Annotated in this window: 13 protein-coding genes; 5 read left to right on the forward strand and 8 right to left on the reverse strand. The window is 69.8% G+C overall.

What is annotated here, in order from left to right:
* Positions 1 to 4 precede the first annotated feature (4 nt).
* The 8 genes from ACZ7PG_RS44735 to ACZ7PG_RS44770 form a co-directional block, all read right to left on the reverse strand.
* Positions 5 to 1012: a hypothetical protein gene (locus ACZ7PG_RS44735; protein WP_470245286.1), complete on the reverse strand. Its 1008-nt coding sequence runs from the start codon at positions 1010 to 1012 to the stop codon at positions 5 to 7.
* A 16-nt stretch (positions 1013 to 1028) separates the two neighbouring features.
* Positions 1029 to 1886: a phage distal tail protein gene (locus ACZ7PG_RS44740; RefSeq protein ID WP_470245287.1), complete on the reverse strand. Its 858-nt coding sequence runs from the start codon at positions 1884 to 1886 to the stop codon at positions 1029 to 1031.
* Positions 1868 to 3400: a phage tail protein gene (locus ACZ7PG_RS44745; RefSeq protein WP_470245288.1), complete on the reverse strand. Its 1533-nt coding sequence runs from the start codon at positions 3398 to 3400 to the stop codon at positions 1868 to 1870. The genes ACZ7PG_RS44740 and ACZ7PG_RS44745 overlap by 19 nt, the downstream gene beginning before the upstream one ends.
* Positions 3400 to 3642 (reverse strand): hypothetical protein, encoded by a 243-nt coding sequence (locus ACZ7PG_RS44750; RefSeq protein WP_470245289.1) that lies wholly within the window; start codon positions 3640 to 3642, stop codon positions 3400 to 3402. The genes ACZ7PG_RS44745 and ACZ7PG_RS44750 overlap by 1 nt, the downstream gene beginning before the upstream one ends.
* Before the next feature lie 134 nt (positions 3643 to 3776).
* Entirely contained in the window at positions 3777 to 4085 is a 309-nt protein-coding gene (locus ACZ7PG_RS44755; protein ID WP_086673097.1) for a hypothetical protein, read from the reverse strand.
* A 16-nt stretch (positions 4086 to 4101) separates the two neighbouring features.
* Complete coding sequence (locus tag ACZ7PG_RS44760) at positions 4102 to 4665, reverse strand: phage tail tube protein (protein ID WP_470245290.1); 564 nt, start codon at positions 4663 to 4665, stop codon at positions 4102 to 4104.
* Between the two features lie 30 nt (positions 4666 to 4695).
* Complete coding sequence (locus ACZ7PG_RS44765; RefSeq protein ID WP_470245291.1) at positions 4696 to 5115, reverse strand: hypothetical protein; 420 nt, start codon at positions 5113 to 5115, stop codon at positions 4696 to 4698.
* 161 nt (positions 5116 to 5276) lie between these two features.
* Positions 5277 to 8501 carry a GH92 family glycosyl hydrolase gene (locus ACZ7PG_RS44770; protein ID WP_470245696.1) on the reverse strand — a complete coding sequence of 1075 codons (3225 nt, stop codon included), beginning with the start codon at positions 8499 to 8501 and terminating at the stop codon, positions 5277 to 5279.
* 304 nt (positions 8502 to 8805) lie between these two features.
* Between ACZ7PG_RS44770 and ACZ7PG_RS44775 the strand changes: the two genes are divergently transcribed.
* The 5 genes from ACZ7PG_RS44775 to ACZ7PG_RS44795 all read left to right on the forward strand — a co-directional run bounded on the left by ACZ7PG_RS44775 (position 8806) and on the right by ACZ7PG_RS44795 (position 13737).
* Positions 8806 to 9789: a LacI family DNA-binding transcriptional regulator gene (locus ACZ7PG_RS44775; protein WP_285484432.1), complete on the forward strand. Its 984-nt coding sequence runs from the start codon at positions 8806 to 8808 to the stop codon at positions 9787 to 9789.
* Positions 9786 to 10823, forward strand: a complete 1038-nt coding sequence (locus ACZ7PG_RS44780) for a class I mannose-6-phosphate isomerase (RefSeq protein ID WP_470245292.1) — start codon at positions 9786 to 9788, stop codon at positions 10821 to 10823. The genes ACZ7PG_RS44775 and ACZ7PG_RS44780 overlap by 4 nt, the downstream gene beginning before the upstream one ends.
* Positions 10820 to 11584 carry an ATP-binding cassette domain-containing protein gene (locus ACZ7PG_RS44785; protein WP_470245293.1) on the forward strand — a complete coding sequence of 255 codons (765 nt, stop codon included), beginning with the start codon at positions 10820 to 10822 and terminating at the stop codon, positions 11582 to 11584. The genes ACZ7PG_RS44780 and ACZ7PG_RS44785 overlap by 4 nt, the downstream gene beginning before the upstream one ends.
* Positions 11581 to 12624 carry an ABC transporter permease gene (locus tag ACZ7PG_RS44790; protein ID WP_470245294.1) on the forward strand — a complete coding sequence of 348 codons (1044 nt, stop codon included), beginning with the start codon at positions 11581 to 11583 and terminating at the stop codon, positions 12622 to 12624. The genes ACZ7PG_RS44785 and ACZ7PG_RS44790 overlap by 4 nt, the downstream gene beginning before the upstream one ends.
* A 117-nt stretch (positions 12625 to 12741) precedes the next feature.
* Positions 12742 to 13737, forward strand: coding sequence for an ABC transporter substrate-binding protein (locus ACZ7PG_RS44795; RefSeq protein WP_470245295.1), 996 nt, complete (start codon positions 12742 to 12744; stop codon positions 13735 to 13737).
* Positions 13738 to 13848 lie beyond the last annotated feature (111 nt).

The raw sequence follows: 13848 nt of genomic DNA on the forward strand, positions 1-13848 counted from the left end.
TCGCCTAGTCGAAGATCGTCGAGTTCGGGAAGGACAACCCGTCCAGGGAGAGCCAGCTGGGGTACGTGACCGGCGACGCGGTGGACGAGTACAGGAGCACCTTGCCCGCGGTCGACACCTCCACTCGAAAAGCGGCACCGCCTCCCATGGCGATGAGCACCGCCTGCGCCGCGGGCGCGCTGACCGGAGTTCCAGGCCCGGTCGTGGGCAGCGCGGCGATCTGGATCGACGTGGCCGTGATGTTGCCATCCGGCCGTTTCAGCATGCCCCGCAGGTGCACCCAGCCGTCCTCACCGACCAGGCAGCCCGGTGGGTGGTAGTCCACCCCGCCTGCGGTGTAGGCCGGCCAGCCGCCGATGTTCTGCACCAGCGGCTGCCACTGGTTGCGGGGCTGCTTGAACCGTTGCCAGCCGCCCGCGCGGAAGACCTGCAGCTCACCGGAATCGAGCCGGTAGGCGAACTGGCCGGGGCTCGCCTCTCCTGCCGTCGGGAGTTCAGTGGCCGCCCGGACCGGCAGGATGCCGCCCGCGGCGGCGGTGAACCTGCGCAGATCGGTGACCGCCGGCTGCTGCCCCGGTTTGACCGAGATCTGGGCCAGGGGCAGGTGAGTCGTCGAAGGCTTGGGCGGGACCGGGCTGGCCAGCGGCTCGCCCACGTAGAGCTTCACCGCGAAGATTTCGTCGGCGACCTCGGCCACCACCAAGTCGATCCTCGCCAGCGACGCGTGCGCGGCCGGGAGCGGCATCGTCTGCACGGCATCAAGGGTGACCACGTACGGTCCGGCAGCCGGGTCGGCGGGATCCGTGACCACGGCCTGGAACGGCTGCACGGTCACCAGGTTCGGGCTCACCGTGACCTTCCCGGGATCCGCGCCCGCCGGGCGCACTCCAGCCCGCACGCGCACCGCGTCCAGCGCGTCCCCCTTGCTTTCGCCCTGCAGGAACGCGGCGTTGGCGAGCCGGGCCTCGCTCGCCTGGACGCCGTCCACCCACACCGGTTTCCGTTCCGCCATGGTTCTCCGTCCCCCTCTAGATCCAAGCGTCTTGCCAGCTCGCGGTGAGCGTGGCGGACGCGGTTTCGTCGAACGCACCGAAGGTGACCGTGCTGGCCCCCGGTTTCAGCCCGAACCAGCGGGACCCCGGCACCAGCGCGGCCCGCCGGGACGCCTGGTTGTAGATCACCGTCCGGGCCACCGTGTCGACGGTCAGCAGGTCGCCCTCGAGCAGGGAAAGCGAGAATTCGAGCCGGTCGCCCGTCGCGGTGTTCCGGATGACCGGGCGCACGCAGGGGCCGGTGATCGTCCACAGTGGCCACGCCGTGGCCGTGCCCTGGTTGGCCAGTACGAGCCGGCCGTCCGAGGGATCGCCGAACCGGACCGGGAACCGCACGGGGAAGGCGATGCCGGGCCCCGGCCGCGGGAGCCCGCACGTCAGCCGGTGCTGGTCGCCGTAGCGGAGCGGGTCCGGGGCGGTGACCTGTACCGACCAGTCGAAGCTCACCGGCGTCGTGTCCACGATCTTGATCGCCGACGACAGCCGCACCCGGGCGCTCCGGCGTACCGTGCGCTCGGCTACCACGAGCGGTGTCAACCGGGTGCCGTCCGCGAGCAGGGCGGCCATGCGGTCCTTGGCCCGCTCTCGGGCCGAGCCGTCCGGCGCGATCGCCGTCCCCTCCAAGGTGATCACGCGGGCCGACCGGAACGACGGCGCGTCGAAACCGCCGTCGCGCTGCGGGCGGTCGGACAGCTCCAGCCGCACCCCCGGGCCGCCGGACCAGCCGTCCTCTTTGGTCACCCACCACTCGACGCCGTCGGGGTCGATCGTGTTGCCCGCCCAGCCGTCCACTTCGTACACCGGCAGGACCAGGGTCACCGCTTCGCCGCCCATGCCACCTCCCTGGCCGCGATGCGCCCGATCTCGTACTCCGACTGCCCGGCCCGCGGGTGCACGTTCACCGTGACCGCACCCGCCGCCGCGGCGGGCACCGCGCGGGCCAGCGGGCCGGTCACCGTGGCCGCGAGGGTCGTGCGCAGGGTGGCGAGCGCGGGCGCGATGGTCGCCGACTTCGGCAGCGGCACCAGCTTCGTCATCGCCTCGGCCACCCGGTCGCGAGTGGAGTCGATGCCGGTGGTGAGCCCGGCGCCGATGTCGGTGCCGATCTGCGCCATCACCCGCGACGGCGAGCTGATCCCGAGCGCCTTCCGGATCGGGCCGGGGATCTTGTCGATCACGGAGTTCTGCAGCGTCGAAACGATGCTGCCCGCCATGTCGCGGATGCCGTTGAGGAAACCCTCGATCACCGACTTGCCCGCGTCGTAGAGCGTCCGGCCCAGGTTGCCGAGCGCCTTGACGATCCGGCCCGGCAGCTCCTTCACGAACCCGACGATGCCGGACAGCGCGCCGCTCACCGCCGTCTTCGCCTGGTCGAACGCGCCCTTGACGATCCCGGCCACCTTGCCGACGCCCTTGACCGTGCCGACCACGGTGTTCACCGCGCCGGTGACGACCGTCTTCACGGCGTTCCACACGGTTTCGGCCACCTTGCGGGCCGCGCCGAAGTAGGTGCTCACGTAGTCGCGGACCAGTTTGGCCGCGACTTGGACCACTTTGGACACCGCAGGCCAGACCGCGTTGATGATCTCGCGGACCTTGCCCATCGCGGCGGTCACGACCGACCGCACCGCGGCGAAGGCCGCGTTGACGATGTTCCGGAACGTCGTACTTCGCTGGTAGGCGAGGATGAGCGCCCCGACGAGCAGGGTGATGATCGTGACGACGAACCCGATCGGGTTGGCCCGGAACGCGTCGCCCAGCCCCTTCACGGCGATCTTGAAGATGCCGGTGATGGCCGCCGCGGCCTTCTGGATGTTCGAGAACGTGAACGTCGACTTGGCGAAGTCGAGCACGGCCTTCGCGCCCTGCACAGCCCCCTGGCGCACGGCGTTGAAGCCCTGGATCAGGTTCGTCTTCATGGCGGTCGCGAGGTCCCGCACCATGCCGGGCACGCCGGCGACCATCTGCTTCAGGTCGCGGCCGAACTTCGCCGCCTCCGTCGCGCTGTCGCGCAGGCCGGTCCGGACGTCCCGGATGGACGCCGGCAGCTGCTTGACCGCGGCGCTCGTCTCCTTGAGCTGCTTGGCGCTGTCCCGGATCGCGACCGACGTGGTCTTGACCGCGTCCGTGTAGCCGACGACGTCGGTGACGGCCTGGGTGACCGCCGGGTGCGTCGCCTTGAAGCTCGTCGTCATCTCGGCGAGCTCTTTGTCGACACGCTCGGCGAACTTCGTGGATATCTTGTTCGCGGCGCCGGCGACGGCGTCGGTGATCGACTTCTGGATGCCGGCCACCAAGGCGTTCGTCTGCGCCTGCGCGCCCGTGACGGCGGAAGCGGGTTCGGGCATCAGTCACCTCCTCGTGCGGGCGCGCCGAAGAACGCGGCGATCTCGGCCGGGGTGGCCGCGGGGTCCGGCTCCGGTTCGACGCCGGGCCGCGGCACCGGCCGCGGGCGCGGCGGCGGATCGGCCTGCTCGCCGGAGTTGGCCGTGACGAACAGCCAGTTGCCGACCGCCAGTTCGTCGACGGCGCCGGCGAGCAGGTGCTCGGTCAGGCCCCACTCGGCCGCGTCCCCGTGCAGCGCGCGCACCAGCGCGGACTCCCGGGGTAGGTGGCGGATGAGCACCCGTAGCCGCCGCGGCGAAAGCCGGCCGCGGTAGTAGTCGAGCAGGTCGACCCGGTAGAACCGGAGCAGGTCGGCTTCGACGGCCTCGCCGTGCTCGCTCAGGAGCGCGTCGAGGCCGAGGATTCCCCCAGCGCCATACCGGTGTCGCGACCGTAGGCCTCCAGCAGCGCCTGGACGTCCTGGACGCTGAGCGAGTGGTCGTCCAGCCGCTTGAACTGCTCGTCGCCGAGCAGGACCTGCAGCAGACCGTCCAAATCGGACGGATCGAGCGCCGCCAGCCTGCTCACCGCGTCCCTCGGCAGCTCGGTCGGCAGGCTGAAGGTGTCGCCGTCGAGCTCGAACTCCCAGCGCTCCCCCAGCGCTTCCAGGCGCTGCGCCCGGGCGGCGTTGACGTCGTACTTCGCCATGTGGTGCGTTCCCCCGTCACTCGGACGTCCCGGCGGCCGCGGCGGCCGCCTCGCTGATGGACCACTGCGCCAGCGGCTCCGACGCGCTGTTGATCGGCGTCATCGCCGTGAACGTCACGCCCAGCTTGATCGCCGACGTCCGCGTGATCGCGGTTTCGTCGGTTTCGGTGACCACGCCGCGCGGGATGTAGAAGCGGTTCTTGACGGCACCGTCGGAGAATTCGATGCCGAGCGCGCGCTCTTCCACCTTCGGCGCGGCGGCGATGTTGTACACACCGCCCGACGGCGGGGGCGAGCTGAAGAAGAACTGCAGCGTGTCGCTGTTGATCTGCAGCAGCGAGAACTTCACCGAGAAGTCGCGATCGCTGAAGACGTACCGGATCGCGGCGACCGACTGCCACGTGTCCACCGGGTCGAGCTTGTCCTTCTTGACGAACTTGACCCCGTCCGCGGTCGTGTAGCCGAGGTCGGTCCACGGCGACGCCCACTCACCGGTGAAGTTCATCGGGGTGTGCGCCGGGGCCACGTAGACGGCTCCGGTTCCGGCCACCCGGATTTCGCTGGCGTTCAGTCCTGGCATGAGCAGCCCTCCCACTGCGCCGCCGGCCGGTCAGGCCGGTCTGGATACGACTTGCGCGACGAACCGGTACCGCATGACGTACCGGTTCGCGTCGGAATGCCTCCGGTCGAGCACGAAGCACGGCCCCTGGAGCTCGGTCGTGTCGGGGAACACCGTGCCGCCGGAAACGCCCAGGAGCGGCAGCACACCCCGCACGGCCAGCGCGACCGCGTGCGCGGCGGTCTTGTCCGGACCGTAGGAGTCCAGCCGCACTTCCGCGTTGTCGAGCCGGTCGTCGTCGAGGTAGACGCCGCCGAGCCGGGTGAGCACGACAGCGCGCTGGGTACCGTCGAAGTCCGGTGGGACCGAGGAGCCCACCGGGATGCCGGACAGCTCGGGCCGGGCGCGGAGGAACTCCGCGACGGCCTGCTCGACGTCCGGGAACACCAACGGTTCCGGCGAAACCGGCACGCGCGACCCCACCTCCCCACTCCCCTTGGGCCGGACCAACGTAACGCAGAGATCATCGCGAGTAAGGGGCCGAACGGGGGATGACACTGGCCGGATCCGGCCATTCCGCCGGCATGGGAACGGCCCCCTCCCGTGTGGGAGGGGGCCGTCGTCTTCGTGGGTTATGCGCCGATACCGATGGCGAACACGTGGAGCGCGCCGCCGCTGACGTTGGACGGCAGCGTCACGCTCGCCACCGTCTTGCCCGCGTCCAAGGTGATCGGGTTGGTGCCGAACACCATCGTGCGGATCTGCTGCGGGTCGCTGCCCGCGGCGTTGCGGTACGGCGTGGACAGCACGATCCGGTTGCCGAACGCCGGCTGCGCGCCGCCGCCACCTAGGGTCCAGTCGGAGAACCCGATGGTCGCGGTGGACGTGCTGCCGTCGGTGTAGGTGATCGTCAGTGTGCCGGACGCGTTGCCGTTGGACGCCGAACCGAGGAACGCCAGCCGTCCGGAACCCGTGACGTTCACCTTCTGGCCGTTGGAGACGACGTTGTCCGGGTCGCCGGCCGGGAACGACGGCCAGGTGAACTTGATGCCGTCACTGGTCACCGTGCCGCCCGGAGTGGCGCCGGCCGCGGCCAGCGCGTTCGCCGAGTAGCTCCAGCCGCCGCCGTCGAAGTTCGCCGCCGACGAGTCGGAGTCCGGCGAGATGCCCGCGTTGTCCACCGTGGCCAGCCAGCTGTTCGGCTGGGCCACGAGCACGGTCAGCACCGCCTGCGACGAGGCCACACCAGGAGCCGAGAACGTCACCGGGATGCGACGCGCACCGTCGGCCAGCCCCGCCGGGACCGAGACCGTCAGATCGGCGTGCGCCTTGCCGCCCGCCGGGACAGCGATGCTGCCCGACGCCGGGGTCAGCGTGATCCCGTCGACGCTCGCCGCGCTGTAGGTCCAGGTCCGGGCGGTGCCGGAGAGGTCCTGGACGCCCACCGAAGCCTGGGACGTCGACCCCGCGGGCGTCACCGCGCGGGCCGGGTCCACAAAGGACAGGCTCGGCTTCTCCTGCTCGCGGAACGACGGCGGTGCGTCGGCCGCCGCGCTGCCCCACGCGGTCGCGGTGGCGGAGCGGGTGTAGTCGAGCGTGCCGCCGCTGGAGATCAGCGCCTCCGGCAGCCACGCCTTCGAAGCCGCGCCGCCGTTGACCTTCAGGCTGCCCACGTAGTCGCCGGTGCCCGGCGCGTTGATGGTGATCTTCTTGCCCGCGCCGGTGGTGAGCACGGCGTGCTCGAAGCGCGGCGTGACGAGCAGCGTCTCGGCGCGGCCCGGGATCTCCGGATAGACGCCGAGTGCCGACCAGACGTACCAGGCCGACATCTGGCCGAGGTCGTCGTTGCCGATCAGGCCTTCGGGACGCGGGTTGTACAGCTCGTCCATCGAGCGGTGCACGATCGACTGGGTCTTGGCCGGCGCGCCCGCGTAGGAGTACACGTACGGCGCGTTGGAGTTCGGCTCGTTGCCCATGAAGGCGTACGGCTCCTGCGTGCCCGCGTTCAGCTGGGTGAAGAAGGTGTCCAGCCGCGACTGGGTCGCCGTGTTCCCGCCGAACGCCGTCACGACGCCGCCGAGGTCGTAGGGCACCATCCACTCGTACTGCGCGCCGTTGCCCTCGACCCAGCCCTGCGAGCTGGCGGGGTCGTAGGTGCCGGCGAACGAGCCGTCCGCGTTGCGCGGCTGCAGGTGGCCGGTGCCCGGGTTGTAGAGGTTCTGCCAGTTCTGCGCGCGCTTCATGAACGTCGTGTACGTCGCGCTGTCGCCGAGGCGCTTCGCGAACTCGGCGATGGAGAAGTCGGCGCTGGTGTACTCGAGCGTGTCCGCGCCTGCGCCCGGCACGTAGCCGAGCTTCTGGTAGTCGTCGAGGCCCGGCCGCTCGGTGTAGCCCTGCGTCGGCTGGGTGGCGCCCTTGATCATGAGCAGCAACGCCTTCTGGGCGTCGAAGTCACGCGCGCCGAACGCGTACGCGCTGGACACGATGATGTGGTACGGGTCGCCGTTCATGACGCCGGTGTAGTCGTTGGCCACCGTCCAGCGGTCCCACGACCCGCCCTGCTCGGCGTAGGCCATCATCGATCGGACGATGTCCGAGGTCTCCTTCGGGTCGATCGTCGCCAGGAGGGGGACCTCCGAGCGGTAGATGTCCCAGCCGGAGAAGTTGGTGTACATCGCGTGGCCCTTGTCGGCCTTGTGGATCCGCCCGTCGAAGCCGGGGTACTGACCGTCCACATCGGAGAAGACGTTCGGCTGGATCAGCGAGTGGTACAGCGAGGTGTAGAACGTCGTCATGTCGGCGTCCGAACCGCCGGTGACGGCGATCTTGCCGAGCTGGTCGTTCCACGCCTTGCGCGCGCTCGCGGCCACCGTGTCGAAGGACTTCTTCGTGTTCTCGGCCTTGAGGTTGGCCTTCGCGCCGTCCACGGACACAAAGGACAGTCCGACCTGGACGTTCACCTGCGCGCCGTTGAGGTTCGCGAAGGTGACGTACCCGCCGCTGCCCGGGCCGGACACGGTGGTGTCCTGCGTCTTGGCCTTGGCCGGGCGCGCGATGGAGGCGTTGACGCCGTTGGGCTGCGCGACCTTCGCTTTCGCACCACCGGTTTCGGCGGACTTGCCCGGCGTCACGGCGCCGTTCTTCCACGTGCCGATCGACTCGAACGGCGTGTCGAACTTGGCCGAGAAGTAGACACGGTAGCTGTTCTTCGCGCCGCAGAACCGGCCGCTCGTGGCCCAGCCGCTGATGGTGTCCTTGCCGATGGTGATCGACGCGTCGTCGGTGCCGTTGACCGAGCCGGACGTGTTCACCAGCAGCGTCGAGGACGCGCCGGCCGGGTAGGACACCCGCGCGGAGCCGGTGCGCTGGGTCGCGGCCAGCTCGACCTTCGCTCCACTGTCGAGGGTGACGTCGTAGGCGCCCGCGGTCGCGTGTTCGTTGGCGTGCGAGAACTTCGACGTGTAGTGCGACGGGTCGGTGGCCGGCGAAGTCGTCACTTCACCGACATAAGGGATGAACGGGATGTCCTGATAGGTCGAACAGCCCGCGCCCGAAAGGTGCGTGAGGCTGAACCCGGTCAGGGCGTCGTCGTCGTAGAAGTACCCGCCGGGCTGGGACTTCACCGTGTCGGGGCTCCACTGGACCATGCCGAACGGCGCGACCGCGCCCGGGAACGTGTTGCCGGCACCGCCCCCGGTGCCGTGGTCGGCGCCGCCGGGGCGGGTGCCGACGAAGGGGTTGACCCACTTCGCGAAATCGGTGCTCTGAGCTGCCGCGGCGGGGACAGCGGGAGCCACCGCTGCCGTTACCGCCAATGCCAAAAAGGTCAAACCGGCTCTTAAGCGCAATCGCGCCATGGCCATCGCCTCTCACGTCGTCAGCGCGACCGGAATGACAACCTTGTCGCGCAGTCGGTCGAACCGGGCCACCTTGGGCAGCGGCTCACCAGACAGTCAAGGGTCCCGTCAAGACCTGTCCACTTCGGGACAGCATGATCAGCCGTCTGACCTACGACGTCGGTAGCCGAATCGGCACAATCCGCGCGCAGACCGTTGACAAGCCACGGGCGGGTGGCGTTCAATCCCGGTCACTATGACAACGTTGTCTCCTCCCGGCCGGGACCGCGACGGCGCACCGCGCACCGCGAGCAGGCGGGCCACCATGAGCGATGTGGCCCGGCTGGCCGGCGTGAGCATCAAGACCGTCTCGCGCGTGGTCAACGACGAACCGGCGGTGCACCCGGACACCGCCGAGCGGGTCATGGCGGCCATCGAGCAGCTGGGGTTCCGGCGCAACCTGGGCGCGCGCAACCTGCGCCGCGGGTCGACGACCGGCACCATCGGGCTGATCGTCGAGGACGTCGGCAACCCCTTCTACTCCGAGCTGAACCGCGCGGTCGAGCGCATCGCGACGTCGTTCGGGCGCCAGGTGCTCACCGGCTCGTCCGAGGAGAACTCCGACCGCGAGCGCGAGCTCGTCCTGGAGTTCTGCGCGCGGCGGGTGGACGGCATCCTCGTCGTCCCGGCCGGTCTGCAGCACGGCTATCTCGTGCCGGAGATGCGCGCGGGCACGCCGGTGGTGTTCATCGACCGCCCGGCCGGCGACATCGTGGCCGACACAGTGCTGGTCGACAACCTCGGCGGCACCATCGAAGCCGTCACCCACCTGGCGAAGCACGGGCACCGGCGGATCGCGTTCCTCGGCGACAGCCCGGACATCTTCACCGCGGCCGAGCGCCTGCGCGGGTTCCGCGAAGGCTGCGTCCGCAACGGGATCTCCTACGACGAGTCCCTGGTCTCCATGCGGACGCCGACCCAGGACTACATCGGCGACGCCGTGAAGCGCCTGCTGCACGGCCCGGACGCGGCCACCGCGGTGATCGCCGGCAACAACCGGGTCGCCGTGCACGTGCTGCGCGCGCTGGCCCACGCCGAGCAGCGCCCGGCGATGGTCGGCTTCGACGACTTCGAGCTGGCGGACCTGCTCGACCCGCCGGTCACCGTCGTCGCGCACGACGTGAGCGCGCTCGGCCACGCCGCGGCCGAGCTGCTCTTCGCCCGTGTCCAAGGAGATCAGTCCCCGCCCAGAAAGGTCGTCCTGCCTGTGCATCTCGTCGCCCGCGGCTCCGGTGAGGTCGCCCCGTGACCCTCGAACCCATCCGGCTCCCCGCCAACCAGCCGCCGCAGTTCTACCGCGGCGGCGACGCCATCGCGGCACTGCGCGGAGCGTCGCCGGAAAAGAAGTTCGGCCCGGAGGACTGGGTCGCCTCGGTGAGCACCATGTTCGGCCAGGACACCAACGGCCTGACCCGGCTCCCCGGCGGCGACTGGCTGCGCGACGCCGTCGTCGCGAACCCGGCCGGCTGGCTCGGCGCGAAGCACGTCGAGGCGCTCGGGACGTCGACCGGGCTGCTGGTCAAGCTGCTCGACGCGGGCCAGCGGCTGCCCGTCCACTTCCACCCCGACGATGCCTTCGCGAAGCAGCACTTCGACTCGCACTTCGGCAAGACCGAGGCGTGGATCGTGGTCGGCACCTACGGCGACGACCCGCGCGTCTACCCCGGCTTCAAGGAGACGCTGTCCAAGGCGACGGTGTCCGAGTGGACGCGCGAGCAGGACGTGCCGTCGATGCTGGGCGCGCTGAACAGCGTCCCGGTGACCGCCGGCGACACCGTCTACATCCCGGCCGGGCTGCCGCACGCGATCGGCGAGGGCGTGTTCGTCGTCGAGCTGCAGCAGCCGACGGACTTCTCGCTCACCATCGAGTGGCGTGACTTTCTCGCGTCGCCGGAGAAGGGCCATCTCGGGATCGGGTTCGACACCGCCATCGAAGCGCTCGACACTTCCGGCTGGGACGCCGGGCGGCTGGACACGATCATCAAGCGCACCGCGGGCGACAGCGCGTCCACCGTCGACCTGCTGGCCGGCGGATCGGAGCGGTTCTTTCGAGCCGAGCAACTGCGTACGGACAAGACGACAACGTTGTCATTGGACCCGTCGTTCGCGGTGCTCGTCGTCCTCGACGGGGAAGGCACCCTGCGCACCGAGCACGGCGGTGAGCACGCGCTGGCTAAGGGCGACACCTACGTCGTGCCGTTCGACGCCGGCCAGACCGAGCTGTCGGGCACGTCGACGGTGATCCGCTGCCGGCCACCGGCACCGGAGGAGAGGCACGGATGAGCGAAATCCTCCTGGAAGCGGTCGACCTGACGAAGCACTACGGGTCGGTCGAAGCCTTGCGCGGAGCTGCTTTCCAGGCCCGCGCGGGCGAAGTGACGGCGTTGATCGGCGACAACGGCGCCGGCAAGTCCACTTTGGTCAAGTGCCTCTCGGGCGCGGAACAGCCGACGTCGGGAACGATCCTCCTCGACGGCGAGGAAGCGCACTTCGACTCGCCGACCACGGCGCGGCGGCTGGGCATCGAGACCGTCTACCAGGACCTGGCCGTCGCGCCCGAGCTGGATCCGGCGGCGAACCTGTTCCTGGGCCGCGAAATCCACCGCAAGGGCATCCTCGGCAAGCTCGGCATGATCGACAAGGCCGAGATGCGGCGCCAGGCCGTCGAGGAGTTCCAGCGCCTCGGCGTGACGCTGCAGAGCACCGACGTCCCGATCGGCTCGCTGTCCGGCGGGCAGCGGCAGAGCGTCGCGGTCGCGCGGTCCGTCGTGTGGGCGTCCAAGGTCGTGTTCATGGACGAGCCGACCGCCGCGCTCGGGGTCGTGCAGCGCGAGCGCGTGCTCGACGTCATCAAGAAGGTGCGCGACAAGGGCATCGCCGTCGTGCTGATCAGCCACAACATGCCCGAGGTGCTGTCGGTCGCCGACCGCGTCGAGGTGCTGCGGCTCGGCAAGCGCGTCGCCCGGTTCACCGGGCCGGACACGAAGCTCGAGGACCTCGTCGCCGCGATGACCGGGGCACTCGTGCAGGAGGAGGCCGCGTGAGCGCACCCACCCAGGACATCCAGGAAACACCCGAAGCGGGTTTCGGCAAGCGGCCGCTGGGCAAACGCCTGGTGGAGGCCAACACGTTCTGGATCGGGCTGGTCCTGCTGGCCTTGGTCGTGCTCTTCAGCGTGATCGCGCCGGACACGTTCCCGACGCTGTTCACCTTCCAGACGCTGTTCATCGAGTCCTCGGTCCTGCTCATCCTTTCCGTCGGCATGACGTTCGTGATCATCACCTCGGGCATCGACCTCTCGGTCGGCTCGGTGCTGATCCTCTCGGGGATGGTCGGCGGCAAGACGATGGAAGCGCTGTCCGGTGGCGACGCGTCCGACGCGGGCTGGGGCGTCATCGTCGTCGGCCTCGTCGTCGCCGTGGTCACCGGCACGATCTGGGGCCTGATCAACGGCGCGCTGGTCGCGCTGGCCAAGCTCCCGCCGCTGATCGTCACGCTCGGCACCATGGGGGCCTCCCTCGCCACCGCCTACCTGCTCAACGGCGGTTCGGACCTGCGCACGGTGCCGGCCGAGCTCACGAAGACGCTGGGCTACGGCACCTCCTTCGGCGTGGTGCCGAACCTGGTGATCGTGGCGATCGTGATCACCGTCATCGGGGCCTGGCTGCTGCGGACCACGAAGTTCGGCCGCTACACCTTCGCGGTGGGCTCCAACGCCGAGGGCGCGCGGCGAGTGGGCATCGGTGTCACCGCCCACCTGCTGAAGGTGTACACGCTGACGGGTCTCCTGGCCGGGATCGCCGGGTTCCTCTCGCTGGCCTACTACAACTCGACCACCATCTCCGGGCACACCACCGACAACCTCAACGCCATCGCCGCGGTCGTGATGGGCGGGACCAGCCTGTTCGGCGGCGTCGGCACGATCCTGGGCACGGTGATCGGGGTGTTCATCCCCGCGGTGCTGCGCAAGGGCTTCAACATCATCCACGTCCAGGACTTCTGGCAGATGTTCATCGTCAGCTGGGTCCTGATCGCCGCGGTCTGGTTCGACCAGCGGCGCCGCAGCCGCCGCAACTCCCGCTGAGTTCCCCCTGCGAACCTTATTCAGCCGTCGGGCGGCGCGAAGGTCACCGCAGGTGGGCGCGCTGCAGTCCGTAGCGCCGCCCTAACCAGAATAAGATTCGAGTACAAAGAGGTGCTTATGAAGCTCACCAAGACTTTCGTGGCCGTCGGCGCGCTGGCCTCGGCCGCCGCGCTGCTCACCGCGTGCGGGTCCGGCACGGTCGGGCAGACCGGGTCGGGTGACGCCGCCCAGCCGGTCGGCGGCAAGAAGCTGGCGCTGATCCCGGGCGTGCAGGCCGAGCCGTTCTACATCTCGCTGCAGTGCGGCGCGGAGGCCGAGGCGAAGAAGCTCGGCTACGAGCTGACCACGCAGGCGCCGCAGAAGTTCGACGCGCCGCTGCAGACCCAGCTGGTCAACGCCCTCGGCTCGAACCCGCCGGCGGCGCTGCTCATCGCCCCGACCGACGACACGGCGATGCTCGCGCCGATCCAGCAGGTCAAGGCGCGCGGCACGAAGATCGTCGAGGTCGACACCTCGCTGAAGGACACGAGCGTGGCCGCGTCGTCGGTCTCCTCCGACAACGCCGCGGGCGGCAAGCTCGCGGCGCAGACGATGGCCAAGCTCGCGAACGGCAAGAGCGGCTCGGTCCTGGTGCTCGACACGATCGCCGGCACGTCCACCACGGCGGCCCGCGTGAAGGGCTTCGAGGACGAGCTGAAGAACACCCCGAGCCTGAAGTCGATCGGCGTGCAGTTCACCCAGAACGAGCCCGAGCAGGCCGCGGCCAAGGTGACGGCGGCGCTGTCCTCGACCCCGGACCTGATCGGCGTCTTCGCGACCAACCTCAACACCGGTGAGGGCGCGGCGACCGGCCTGCGCAACGCGGGCAAGGTCGGCGCGGTCAACCTGATCGGCTTCGACGCCAGCCCGTCCGAGGTCGAAGGCCTCAAGAACGGCCAGTACCAGGCGTTGATCGCCCAGGACCCGGCCTCGATCGGCACCCAGGGCGTCCAGCAGGCCGTGGCGGCCATCGAGGGCAGGCCGGTGACGCGGAACCTGACCGCCGAGCTGCACTCGATCACCAAGGCGGACATGGACGCCAACTCGCAGTACTTCTACAAGCAGTCCTGCTGACCCCCTGATCGGCGGCGGGGCCGTGCCGCGACCCGGCACGGCTCCGCCGCTTTCACGTTCTGTCCGTCAGCTTCCCCGGTGATGCTTGTCAATCCGCTCACCAGGCGATTT

The sequence above is a fragment of the Amycolatopsis sp. NPDC114504 genome (assembly GCF_055633595.1).

Bases quoted from the DNA above. Each gene is read 5' to 3' on its own strand.
- ACZ7PG_RS44735 (WP_470245286.1), bottom strand. From the start codon at position 1,012: ATGGCGGAACGGAAACCGGTGTGGGTGGACGGCGTCCAGGCGAGCGAG.
- ACZ7PG_RS44740 (WP_470245287.1), bottom strand. From the start codon at position 1,886: ATGGGCGGCGAAGCGGTGACCCTGGTCCTGCCGGTGTACGAAGTGGAC.
- ACZ7PG_RS44745 (WP_470245288.1), bottom strand. From the start codon at position 3,400: ATGCCCGAACCCGCTTCCGCCGTCACGGGCGCGCAGGCGCAGACGAAC.
- ACZ7PG_RS44755 (WP_086673097.1), bottom strand. From the start codon at position 4,085: ATGGCGAAGTACGACGTCAACGCCGCCCGGGCGCAGCGCCTGGAAGCG.
- ACZ7PG_RS44760 (WP_470245290.1), bottom strand. From the start codon at position 4,665: ATGCCAGGACTGAACGCCAGCGAAATCCGGGTGGCCGGAACCGGAGCC.
- ACZ7PG_RS44770 (WP_470245696.1), bottom strand. From the start codon at position 8,501: ATGGCGCGATTGCGCTTAAGAGCCGGTTTGACCTTTTTGGCATTGGCG.
- ACZ7PG_RS44775 (WP_285484432.1), top strand. From the start codon at position 8,806: ATGAGCGATGTGGCCCGGCTGGCCGGCGTGAGCATCAAGACCGTCTCG.
- ACZ7PG_RS44785 (WP_470245293.1), top strand. From the start codon at position 10,820: ATGAGCGAAATCCTCCTGGAAGCGGTCGACCTGACGAAGCACTACGGG.
- ACZ7PG_RS44795 (WP_470245295.1), top strand. From the start codon at position 12,742: ATGAAGCTCACCAAGACTTTCGTGGCCGTCGGCGCGCTGGCCTCGGCC.